This is a genomic window from Chitinivibrionales bacterium (genome assembly GCA_014728215.1).
GTDB lineage: Bacteria > Fibrobacterota > Chitinivibrionia > Chitinivibrionales > WJKA01 > WJKA01.
In genome coordinates this window covers 13,462-26,015 of sequence record WJLZ01000187.1, presented here as the reverse complement: position 1 = coordinate 26,015, position 12,554 = coordinate 13,462, and the positions used below count along the sequence as shown (strand labels likewise).

At 50.9% G+C, this 12,554-nt stretch carries 6 protein-coding genes; 2 read left to right on the top strand and 4 right to left on the bottom strand.

The window, feature by feature from the left end; translation table 11 throughout:
- Positions 1–68 precede the first annotated feature (68 nt).
- From GF401_16820 to GF401_16805, 4 genes are all read right to left on the bottom strand, one after another.
- The gene (locus GF401_16820; protein MBD3346720.1) at positions 69–845 is read right to left on the bottom strand and encodes a DUF72 domain-containing protein; all 777 of its coding nucleotides are present in this window, start codon (positions 843–845) and stop codon (positions 69–71) included.
- Between the two features lie 149 nt (positions 846–994).
- Complete coding sequence (locus GF401_16815) at positions 995–2,134, bottom strand: radical SAM protein (protein MBD3346719.1); 1,140 nt, start codon at positions 2,132–2,134, stop codon at positions 995–997.
- Positions 2,135–2,149: 15 nt separating this feature from the next.
- The gene (lexA, locus tag GF401_16810) at positions 2,150–2,767 is read right to left on the bottom strand and encodes a transcriptional repressor LexA (protein MBD3346718.1); all 618 of its coding nucleotides are present in this window, start codon (positions 2,765–2,767) and stop codon (positions 2,150–2,152) included.
- Positions 2,768–2,946: 179 nt separating this feature from the next.
- A complete protein-coding gene (locus GF401_16805) occupies positions 2,947–10,476 on the bottom strand; it encodes a PKD domain-containing protein (GenBank protein MBD3346717.1) in 7,530 nt (2,509 codons plus the stop codon).
- A 303-nt stretch (positions 10,477–10,779) separates the two neighbouring features.
- Here GF401_16805 and GF401_16800 point away from each other — a divergent pair, with 303 nt between their 5' ends.
- Positions 10,780–11,505: an SDR family oxidoreductase gene (locus GF401_16800; GenBank protein MBD3346716.1), complete on the top strand. Its 726-nt coding sequence runs from the start codon at positions 10,780–10,782 to the stop codon at positions 11,503–11,505.
- Between the two features lie 63 nt (positions 11,506–11,568).
- Positions 11,569–12,408 (top strand): hypothetical protein, encoded by an 840-nt coding sequence (locus tag GF401_16795; GenBank protein MBD3346715.1) that lies wholly within the window; start codon positions 11,569–11,571, stop codon positions 12,406–12,408.
- Positions 12,409–12,554: the final 146 nt, after the last annotated feature.

Below are 12,554 nucleotides of genomic sequence, written 5' to 3'. Positions count from 1 at the left end.
GAGCGTAAGAGGACGATTTTTGCTTCCCACGTGCGTTCGTGCGCTCGTGAACCCGTACGCTCGTACACTCACCCCTCAAGCATCTCCTTCAACCGCTTCGCGTTCTGAGCTGCCTGGCCTTTGGAGTGGTTGTTAAATGCCACCATTACCCTGTGGGCCGTTGCAGCCATGGTCTGGATCCTGGGGACCCACTCCATGAGTTCATCATCGCTGTACAGGTAGTCGTACCGGGAGACATTGTCGCCGGTCCACCAGTTCTGTTGGTTTCTTCCATGAAAACGGACATAGGCAAAATCTGCGGTGGTGATCTCGGTCGGCTTGAGCAGTTTGGGTAAATCGGGTTCATCAACACTCACCAGCGCGACATTCCGTTTTTTGAGCCCGTTATAGACCGAATCGTTCTGCCATTCACTGTTGCGAAACTCCACGGCAAGGGGAATATGCTCGAATTCGGCACAGAGTGCATCGAGATATTTCCGCGACCGGGGAACATAATGGAAACTGTAGGGGAACTGAAGTAATACCGCACCAAGTTTCCCCGCTTCGGTCAGGGGCCCAATCCCATGCTTGAACACGGCGGCGTCTTCCCTGAAATTCTTGATCTCATGGGTCAGACTCTTATGCCCTTTCACCACAAAAGTGAAATCATCACCCGTCATATGGGCCATTCGCCCCATGGTCCGCTGGTCCGGTTGACGGTAATAGGAAAAATTGAGCTCGGCCAGCGGAAACATTCCGCTGTACAGCTCCAGAAAATCCTTCGGCGCGGTCCCCGGCGGATACACCGGGCCAACCCACTCCTTGTAGGAGTAACCGCTTGTTCCTATGAGTATTTGTTGTTTCATGCTTAGTAAGAATGAGTATCGTTGTCACAAATCGAATTATTTGTGATGCTTAGGGCCTGGGGGTCTATTCCCTCCCCCGGTCGGGACCATGCTAAAACCCAGCTTGGAAAATGCTTTTCCTGATAGCCCAGCCCCCCGGGCTCCGCCCTTCACACACACAGATACCCTCTCGCTTTTTCAAGCCGTTTTCCGACTCTTCCGATATCTTCCAATCTCCTGATTCTTCTCCCCTCCTTTCTCATAGAAAGAATGGTGTTTACTGTTATATGGCCTATCCCCGGTACCCGGAGCAGATCGTACTTGTTTGCCCGGTTGAGATTGATCGGGAAAAATTCCGGATGGCACCGGGCCCAATGTTCTTTGGGATCTATGTCGAGGGCCAGATACCCTTGTCTGTCCAGCGGGATATCCTCGGGAGCAAAACGGTATTTCCGCATGAGGAAATCGGTCTGGTACAGGCGGTGCTCCCGGGTCAGGAGGTCTGCATTGCTCTGCAGTGAATGCTCTCCCGGAAGGTCGGCGGTGCCGGCACCCCGCTGATAGGCGCTGAAGTAGATACGGTTGAGTTTCAGTTTGTTGTACAACCCGCCAGCATACCGGACAATATCCCTGTCGGTTTCATCGGCCGCACCCACAACAAACTGGGTAGTCTGTTTCACCCGGCTGTATTTCATTCCTTTACCCGTTAGTTTACTGATATATTTCAACGGGCGAATTACATCATTGAAATAGTCTTTTCGGCCGCTCAAAAGCCTGAAATGATTTTCACCGGGCGTTTCGATATTGATCGAAACCATACCGGCCAGCGAAACCGCCTCTTCGATGGCGCCATCCGATGCGCCGGGAATGATTTTCAGGTGCATATACCCTTTGAATTTGTGCTTTTTCCGTAAAATCCTCGCTATCGCCGTGATCCGGTCCATGGTGCTGTCCGGCGTGCCGATCACGCCGCTGCTGAGAAAAATACCCATCACTTTTTTCCGGGTATAGTAGTCCATAAACACTGACGCCACCTCCTCGGGACGTAAACTGCACCGGGGAACATCACGCTCACTCCTGATCGGGCAGTACTTGCAGTCGTTACTGCACACATTGGAGATCAGGGTCTTGAAAAGAAATCGCTTCTCCCCGCTCCCCGGCAATGCCGCCGGATACACCCACCGATCATCCCCCGACCGGTGACGGCGCTCCTTGTCGTTGCTTCCACAAGCACAGGATAAATCATATTGAGAATCCTGCGAGAGGAGGTGGAGTTTTTGGAGAGTGGTTGGTTGTTTGTGTATGTTCATTTTACGAGCGTACGCTCAACATCTCCTCATAACCCCCACCAATTTCCCCACGACCCACACATCCTTATCATCAAAAACGATCATATCCCCATAGGCCGGGTTTTCGGCGCGGAGAATTATGTGGTCGTTGTGGCGGATAAAGCGCTTGAGCGTGGCATCGCCATCGATAATCACCACCGCGACTTCGTTGTTTTCCACCATAGACTGCTGACGGACTATCACGATATCACCATCCATAATACCGATATCTTTCATGCTGTCCCCGCTGATACGGAGGGTAAAAAGCCCTTCACCACGGAAAATTGTCCGGTCGAGCGTAACATAACCGTCGAGATTCTCCACCGCGGTAATCGGTTTGCCGGCCGCAACCCGCCCGACCATGGGTACCCGGAGCCCGGAATCGTCTTTCTCCATCTCGAATCCCACCACAATCTCGATCCCCCGGGCTTTGCCGGGAATGCTCCGGATATACCCCTTTTTCTCGATCAACCGAAGGTGCTGGCGGGCACTGTTGATACTCTTATACCCAAGTTTCTCGGCAATCTCACGAACGGTGGGCGGCGCACCACGATTCTTCTGGCTGTGGATCACAAACGAAAGAACACGATGCTGTTCGGGGGTAAGATCTCGCATAAAACTCCCTTGTGAAATGAAAGAATGCTCACTCCTATAATATACTGTACATTTGAACAGTATGCAAGTGGAATTTGAGGTCACGAGCGCACGAAGTCACGAGCGTAAGAAGTCACGAGCGTAAGAGGACGGTTTTTTACTCCACTCGTGCGCTCGTGACCTCGTCCCTGCCCCTCGCCCTATTTCACATAGGTCAACCTTCGCTTGAACAACCGCGTTTCCTGTTTGTTGTCGACAGCGGTCATGCGGAGCATGTATGTGCCTGAGGCGATTTTGTCGCCGGTGCGGTTGAGGCCGTTCCAGGTGATACGGTTGAGACCGGGGCGCATGCTCCGGGAGGGGATTTTCAGGTCCCAGACAGTCCGTCCGAGCATATCGAATATGCTGAAATGAAGTTCCCGGATGCCCGAATAGGGCAAGGAATAGAGGATCGTAATGGTATTTCTGAAAGGATTGGGAAAGGTATTGACCAGGGCAAGGTTCCATGTTTTGAAACCGGTTTTGAACTGCTGCAGAAACGTGTTGTCACCAACAACCAGATAGCGGTACTCCTTCGCCCCGCCCGAAACGATGGTTTTGCAGTCGGCACTGTCGTCTACCCAGGTTTTTGTTGCAGGATCGAATAGTTTAATGCGATAATTCTCCGGCGTCGATGACAGGATCTCGTAGTGAGCGGTTATCTGCTTTTTGTGTTCGGAGTCGTTGGAGAAAAGGAGCGGGAAAACAGCGCCGTTCCCTTCCAGTCGGTGGACCAGACTGTGTCCGTATTGCCGACCGCCGGCTTTATCATAGATACTCACCGATATGTTGCCGTGTGACGGCGGTTTCCGGTAATAGGTGACCATTCCCTCCCCCGGCGAATAACCGCAATACACCGAGGTAATTTTCCCCATTCCTTTCACCCGAGGCACAAGCCGTATGCGCCATTCACTGGTCTTCTTTCGGCGGGCAAGGAAGGTCGTTTCGCTCTGCGGAACGGTCGACATGCTCAGAGGAACCGGTGGGAATTTCAGGGTTACCATGGTATCGGCACGGTTGTACACCGTATGCCCCGCGGCATCACCGGATACAATGGTCATGGTATCCGATCCGATCAACCCGGGAACATAGAGAGCTTCGGAAAGGAAAATATCCCCCTCGGGGCCGCCGCCTTGTTCCCAACGGTAGAATTCACAGCTGTCGGCCCGGGAACCGGTGGCCGCAAGGATATCACTGATCCGCATGTCAAACTTGAATGGTATCGCACAATCGGTCCATTCGTTGGGAGGAAGCTCGAGGTTGAAGGTGTCTTTGAGCGAAAGCGTTACGGCTTTTCCGAAATCTACCGATTCATTTTCCTTTGTTTTTATCCAGATCAGACGTCCCGGAAGGCAGTCAAAATAACCCAGTGAATCGTATTTATCCGAATATTCAATCCATTTCTCGTTATCGTATCGATTATCCTCGCAGGGGAACCACCTGAATATCCGGGCCCGCTTCCTGTTGTAGGACCATGATGCTCCCGATTGCACGGTGTTTCTCATCATGAAAGCTACCGATGCACTTTCCGGCGTGGCGGTGGTATGCACGGGATACCATTCCATGGCCTCGGTGGCGAGCGGATCGGACAGGGGACGGACTGTCTGCCGCGAAAGATTAACCGTATCCACATGAACACCGTCATCGACAACAAGCAGAATCCGCATGCCGTTGTCTTCGGTCCCCCGGCTGTCAATGAAACTCACGATCGTATCGGAAGTCGAACTCAGGATTCCCGAACTATCCGGAGCGGGTTTGTCGATCGATTCCCCGCCCTTTGCATAGTAGAGCCGCCACCGGGCATTCCCCACGTTGTCGCCGAGAATAAAAGTATCCGATATCGTGCTCTGTACCGCCATATCGACAACCGTTGTGGTTTCACTCTCAAAAGTAATCTCGGGCGAGGCCGTATCGATCATGGGAATAAGGGGGATTTTCAGGTCGTTGGAATAGAGTGCGTTGGTTTTTATGTAAATCAGATCGAGGGATGTATCCAGTACCGTATTCCGTTCCACCACATATTCTGTACCGATAAAGCGGTATAAGCGGATATCGCCGGCTGTATACCCCGATGGTATCGAATCATAGGCAAATCCCAGATAGAAAGGCTGGGACGGCTGCGGGTTTTTGAAATACATCCCCACTCCCACCGGATCGAGACCCTTCAGAAGCGCAGTGTCGGGTGAATAATTATAAATAATATCAGTCGTGGGCGGAATCGTATAGGTACTGTCTTTCCACAGGCGGACATTCCGGTTGAACAGTTTGACCGTGTCCCGGGTGAAATAGGTCACGCTTTGCCATGTATATGACGGCGTCTCCAGGGTTTTTCTGGATGAATCGGTGGGAAGGGAGGGCGCCCCGCCACTCCGCTTGAGCCACATCGAGATACAGTAAAGAGCATCGAACACAAGCTCATCATGGTTAAATTCAATCGAATCGACATTGAATGTATCAGTGACCGGGAGCCAGACCGCCGGGGTATCGAGGCTGCAGAAGCTGGTATCCAGATGTATCCCATAACGCCGGTCGATATTGTCGTAATGATCGACTCGCCAGGTGATAATGATCTGGTTGACCGAAGTATCGAACCGGGCATCGACGATATCGATGGAATTGACAATACTTCCCGTATCAGCGGCAGGAGTCGAATCGGTTGCCGATGAATTCTGCGTGACAAGAGACCAGAGGCCGTTTTTACGTATCTGGAGGCCGAACCGGTAGCGGGTATTGGCATTGAGCCCTTCGGCGGTATCAACGGTATCGGTAGCACCGGGAACCAGAGTCATCAGCGTGAGGGCTCCGGGCGGGTCTTCGGGGATCTCCTGCGTGCCGTACCATATTTTAATACTGTCGACACCGGAGATTTCACTCCACGAAAGCCGGATTGTTTCCGAATTGAGCGCCGTGGCCCGCAGCACGACCGGATTGTCGGGCCGGGGATTGCCAACCGTAAAGTCGGCCTTTGCACTATCCTCGCTGTACAGAAGATTCTTTCCTTCCAGAACAGCCCGTACATAAAGGGTTCTGGATTCACCGGCAAAAAGCGGGTCGGAAAGAGTAACCGACCAGGTATCGGCAACGGTTCCGGCTATAATGGTCGAAACATCATACCACCGGGTGGATGAAGTATCTGAAAAATCTCCGGTCTGGGAAAGACCATACCATATGCCGATTCGAGCAACATACTGTGTGTCGATGCTCGATATGCTGTCGAGAGTCAGCCGGATCGAGTCCCCTCCCAGATAGGTGCCGGTCATAATCAGATCATTAACCGGCCGGGTTGTGTCTTCCATTACAACAAGATCACCGTTGATCGATCTGAACCCTGAGGGATGACCGTGTATCCATTCCACTGATGTCATAAATCCGTATGCCGTATCGCCGGACGCGAGTTGCGGGACAGTAACCGTATCGAAAGCAGGATCTCCCCTGTTTTGCAGGTTAGATACACTGTATTTCGTAAGTTGAGTTCCCAAATTCTGATCGGTGGGAAGAGCATTTGGCCGGATCCACAACTGGATCGAATCGGCAGAGGGGGGTTCGAAGAGAGATGTACTTATATCCGAATGGCCTTCAAATGATAATGCTACGGTCGTATCATTGATATACTGTCCATCAAGCCTGATCGGATTCTGGTCTTCTTCATACACAAGAAGTGAATCGGTCAGAAAAGCGGTATCCTTTCCCCCGGGGCCATCAACGATAAGCCCGACAAGATAGGACCCGGCCGTCTGATAAACATGAGTCGGATTCTGCTCTGTTGACGTATTACCATCACCGAAATCCCACAGATATCCGGTAATGGCGCCCTTTGAAGTATCGGTAAATTGAACCGCCGTTGCCCTCAGTGCGCTCCCCCGAGCATCGAACCCTGCAACCGGCGGCTGATAGAAGAGGAAATGATTTTTCGCAGGGATCTGCTGGACATTACCTGCGCTGTCGACCGCCCGTGAAGCCACAGTATAGGCGGTATCGGTGAACTGATTATCATTTATTGGATAGTGCCATGACACCGTACCGGTTGCAGAAAGCCATAACGAATCGCCGTCAACCCACGCATTACCATTCCAGAATCGTCCACTCACCCTGCTTTGTATGCTGATACGCACCGATTGTATTCCTGCAGTCGGATCGGAAGCTGTTCCTTTTACCGTATCGATCCATGCCGAAGGGTTCATCACTGAAGCGGGAGCAGGAGTGATCACCAGACTTGTAGGCGGGGTAATATCAAATGTTGTCGTGTCGCTCGCCCAGGCCCCCACATTCCCCACGCTGTCCTTGAACTGGGCGTAGATAATTTTTGCCCCGTCACCGCCCGAAGAAATGGTAATGCTGTCTGCCGAATTCCAGGGTTTCCACACTGCAAGAGGATTCTGTGACAGAGCGATCCGCATGCTGTCGGCGCCGCTTGCAGTCAGCCGCAGATAAGGGTCTGTATCGCGGGTATAGCCGTTCTGATCGGTAATCAGAATTTCCGGATTAAGGGGAGGGGTATTGTCATAGGTAATGTCTCCCGCGGCAAGAGAACTCTGCAGGTTACCGACCCGGTCGATCCCCCGGGCCCAGACCGAAAAAACACCGTCGGTGAGATTAGATGCGGCAAGGGGGTAATACCAGGAACCGGCGCCGGTTGCAGGAAGCCATATGGGAGTGGCGGATGCGGTCCAGGCGGAACCGTCCCACCAGGTGGAATTCAGCTGGCTCTGAATGCTTACTTCAATGAGCGAAACACCCGCTGCATTATCCGAGGAAGACCCCTGGATTCGTCCGCTCCAGCTCGTGCTGTTGAATGTTCCGGCCGTGGTTATTATTGCTGAAGGCGGAGTGATATCATAGGTGGTGGAATCACTGATCCATATTGAGCGGTTATCGTTGGCATCGCGGTACTGCACATAGATTCGCGCACCATTGCCCGATCCCACGCCCGAGATATCGATACTGTCGGTGGTGCTGTAGTTTTTCCAGGAGATAGTATCGCTTGCCGCCAGGCCGATTCTCATTTCGACAACATCGGTAGCATAGAGCGACAGGGGCGGCGTTGGATCGGCGGTGAAGCCGCTGCTGTCGATAATCGCAATCTGAGCGCCCGCCGGACCACTGCTGTCATAGGCAAAGGATGCCGCGGTGGCTGTGGCCTGCTCGTTGCCCGATGAGTCGACTGCTTTACACGTGATATTGTACTGACCGTTACTCAAACTGCCCACAGGAATATTCAGCGACCAGTTCCATGAATTTGCGGCTCCGAAAGTAAGTGTTGCCGAGAGAAAACCGGCGCTCCCCCACCCCGAACCGGTCCAGTACCCAGGCGGTGAAACCCGCTCGACCTGGACCAGCACCTGTTCCACACCCGAGGTCGAATCGGCTGCAGTGCCCGATACCGCTCCGGGCCAGGCGCCGCTGTTGTAGGTACTCGTCGTGGTAATAGCCGATTGCGGATCGGCGCCGTCGTAGATTGTATTATCACTCACCCATCCGGAAACATTTCCTACGGCATCCTTGAACTGCGCATACACACTCACCGGACCGTCTCCCCCGGCCGCAACAGGGATACTGTCGGGGGTGGCATACACTTTCCACGTAGTGGTATCGGCGCCGAAAGCAAGCCGCATGTTGTCTGCATTCGATGACGTAATAGTCAGGGGCGGGTCGGCGTCGTTGGTATAGCCGTTGTTGTCGGAAATTGTTACTGATCCCGAGGGCGGCGTGTTGTCATAGGTGATATAGGTGGTATCGAGCACGATCTGCAGATTCCCCGCATTATCTTCGGCCCGGGACTGAATAAGACAGGTACCGTCGACAAGACCGGCGTCGAGGAGTTCGTATTCCCACGAAGTTGTGCCTGTGACAGACAGCCAGATCGTATCCCCTTCTGCAAATTGCCATCCACTGCCGTTCCAGTTCTGACTGGTGGACTGGTTGAAAATACTGATTTTGACCGAAGCTATCCCGGATTGCGGAGCGGCGTCGGTGGCACTTCCCTTAATCGAATCACCCCAGGATGAAGCATTGAAACCGCCGGTGGTTGAGATATCGGAATTGGGCGGGGTACCGTCATAGAATGTACTGTCCACAACCCAGTAGGATTCATATCCCTGAGAATCCCTGAATCGTGACCAGAGATATTTCCATCCACCGGTCGAGCCGACAGTCACGTTCTGGAGTTGAGGATCGGAAAAAGCGACATACGACCCGCCGGCAGGAGGATTTTGACTGTTGGAGCCTTCAAGGACCTTCACCCCGGTAGCCTGGTCTGCCGAAAGATGGCAGCTAATCGTAGTTGTATTCGAATACCCGTTTCCATCCTCGACACTAATGGAAGGATTTTCCGGTCCGGGGGCGTCGTAGGAAAAGGAACCGGTTCCGGAAGATGATTGCACATTTCCCGCTTTATCATAGGCCAGGGAGGATATGGTATATGTTCCCGAGCCTCCCTCATTGAGTGACGCTGTATCGATTTCATAGGACCAGACCCCGCTTGCGAGGGTCGCTTTCAACCATGTTTCGGTTGACAACCAGGCTGAGCCGTCCCAGTAACGATTCCCTGTCCCCGGTGCCTTGATGGTGATTTTTACCGAGTCCCCCCCGGCTACTTCCCCCGAACCGTCGGACATTGTTCCTTTAACAGAATCATGAGGATGCCATGTGTCGGGGATAAATGAACCGCTTGTTATTATCGCTGATGTCGGTGGGGTGATATCGTAGATTGTGGAGTCTTTGACCCATGCCGATGGATTGGAACCATCGGTAAATTTCGTCCAGACAATGTTTTTACCTTCGGAAGTAAAGGTAATGCCGTTATAAGTCGATGCCACAGGTATGAAGGAGTATGAATTGGTGTCGAGTGTTATGGCCATCTGGTTTGCGTTAGCATGAACTACGGTAATAAGGGGGGTATTGTCGTTTGTATACCCGTTGTTGTCCTGGATAGTGATTGTGCCGCCCGGAGAATTATCGGGAGCGAATGCACAGACGACATGCGCCCATCCGTTCTGAGAAGCGGGGGCTGAAGTCCATCCCATGCCCGCGTTTCCCGCGGTACCGATTTGCCGTCTACTTGCCGCACTGTGATATATTCCCCAATTAGTAATATCCCACATTTCCTGTTGTCCCGATTCAGTTGGAGCGGGATCATCCCCTCCGTTGACAAAGAGGGCATCAACCAGCCATGCCCCGTCGGTTATCGTCGTAACATCAGTTAAAATGTTTGTCCCGGATGTCAGTGTTGTTGAATCTTCCGCTTCAGGGGCTTGCTGGGCGGCGCCAAAAAAGGAAATTGCCCCCGCGGAACCGGGATCAAATTCTCCCTTAAAAAACACCGAACATCGATAGGTTCCGGCGGCAGGAAGAGAATCCTCGAGCATATACCATATCTGTGAACATAAAGAATTTGTCCCATAATAGGATGATGCCGCATAGATTGCCTTTTTGTTGTTAAATTTGATACTGTCAATTCGAGCGGCATTTGTGTTATTGTTATCCCACTGTGCGCCCGATATGCTGAAAACAAGCAGCCGATTGACTCCATTCCCAATAGTATGGTTCCATCCGAATTTTACATCTTCGTAGAGTACCCCTGCATTACTGGTTGCATCAACAGTCATAAATGCATACGAGGTTTGAATTCCCACAACCAGTAAAACCAGAACGATAACTCGATAAATTTTTATTGCGGATGCAATAGTTTTCAAGGCAGGCCCCCACTTTCCAGACTGAACTCTATTGTTCGACCCTAAATGTCGTCACGATCCAAGGAAAACACCATATATGTTGTATATATACTAGATTATAATATTCCTGTCAAACCAGAGTAAAGAGACATATGCATCTTTTAGAGAAAAGATGAATTTCCGGAATAATCCGCCCCTATGGCTCTGCATTCGTACCCTCCCGGGTTCGTACGCCCCCGGGCACGGGATTTGCTTTACACGTAGTATTGCAAAACAACAACGAGTAATCCTTTCAATCTTTTCTCTAAACAAAGAGGTGGTTCTATGGCTAAGAAGGTGGTTCTGTTCGGTGGTTCGAGTGAGGTCGGTGTTGGTGTTGCCGAGATAGTTTCCCAAAAGGGGTATGGTCTTCATCTGGTTGGACGGAATGAGCCGGGTGTCAGGGAGATTGCCGGGCGGTTTGACGGCTCCTATTCTGTGGGTGATTTTACCGATTTTTCCACGTTTCCCCGGGTTGCCGAGGAGATCGAGGGGGCGGTTGATGGGTTGCTCTACTGTGCAGGAACGATCAACCTCAAGAGTCTTCACCGGTTTTCAGAGAAAGATTTCATCGAGGACTACACAATCAATGCGCTGGGGGCTGCACTGGCTGTTCAGTCGTTACTGCCCCATCTTGGAAATGCCGCGGATGGTGCATCGGTCGTGCTTTTCTCCAGTATTGCGGCAAAAAAGGGGTTTCCATTTCATGCATCGATGAGCATGGCCAAGGGAGCGGTCGGTGGGTTGACCGTTGCCCTGGCCGCAGAGCTGGCTCCCCGCATACGGGTAAACGCCCTGGCGCCATCCCTGGTACAGACCAAACTTGCCGGACATATTCTTCGCACCGACAAGAGCAAAGACTCCATCGCAGCCCTCCACCCCCTCAAACGGCTGGGAACAAAAGAGGACATCGCACAGCTTGCAGCATTCCTCCTCATGCCCGAATCCGGATGGATTACCGGTCAGATTATCGGCATCGACGGCGGCCGGTCAACCCTGGAGACAAAATAGCTCTTCAAGCCTGTAAACTTAGTGCATCTCGTTCGATACCGGTTTCCTTTCGCTTCCCGATCAATGACCAATTTAGGATTATTTTCAATCGCTATTCCTCCCGAACCTGGTCTTTCTATTGTATCGATCTCAAATTCAGATGTTTTGCGGCTGGAACTGGATATACTCGAAAGCGGCAATAAAATTGGTGGAATACAAATAAAGTTTTATCCGGAATCAAAGGATTTGCACTTGCGTGAAGGAATTCTGAATGATGTGGCGACCGTGCAGATGGTTACTTCGAATGCAAAGCCAATCGAAATTGCCAATATTTTTTCTGATCTCGAAAAAATGAACAGCAACAATCTGATGCCTTCGAACACAATCAGTTTTAAGAAATACTCGGCAAGTCCCGAAGAAATGCGAAATACTGAATTTGTCGAGACATTGGCTGCCTCGGTAGCGATAAATATCATTCTTACCCCTCTGACAGGTTCAATCGTTGCTCCTAACACGAGCTATTTCTATGGGGCGAACAAAGATAAATTTCATTCGAAATGGCACGGGTATGTTGTTTCGAATTTTCAATTGGTAAACAATACGAATGTGAAAGGTATAATCAATGCTATCCTGCAAACATATACAGCGAGCGATAAGCTTCTTTATATTATGGATTATATCATCCACTCAATACGAATTGAGGGAAATTTCGAGGTCTCTGTAGATTCATATATTTTATATGATAACAAAGGCTGCGATATAATTTTAAAAACAGGTAAAAGAGCAAAAGGATATATCGATGAAATTAATGAAAAGCATATTGTATATAGAAAATCATCATTTTCAAAGCACCAAATTAACTTAAAAAAGAGATTCGTAAAAATGACTGTTTGCGGGGAAGATACAAGTTGGATCTCAGAGTAAATTTGCTGTACCACAAAAATCCCAAAAAGACTTCTGAAAGATATGAACTTGGAGGATAACTTCGGAATTTTCTATTTGTGGGCAATTTTATTTGTGAGGAATTTTTGGAAAACATAATTAAAGCAAAGTCTGAAAATATACCTGAA

What these genes read in the sequence shown, in the direction of transcription:
- lexA (MBD3346718.1), bottom strand. Translation starts at nt 2,767, where the DNA reads ATGCGAGATCTTACCCCCGAACAGCATCGTGTTCTTTCGTTTGTGATC.
- GF401_16795 (MBD3346715.1), top strand. Translation starts at nt 11,569, where the DNA reads ATGACCAATTTAGGATTATTTTCAATCGCTATTCCTCCCGAACCTGGT.
- GF401_16800 (MBD3346716.1), top strand. Translation starts at nt 10,780, where the DNA reads ATGGCTAAGAAGGTGGTTCTGTTCGGTGGTTCGAGTGAGGTCGGTGTT.
- GF401_16820 (MBD3346720.1), bottom strand. Translation starts at nt 845, where the DNA reads ATGAAACAACAAATACTCATAGGAACAAGCGGTTACTCCTACAAGGAG.
- GF401_16815 (MBD3346719.1), bottom strand. Translation starts at nt 2,134, where the DNA reads ATGAACATACACAAACAACCAACCACTCTCCAAAAACTCCACCTCCTC.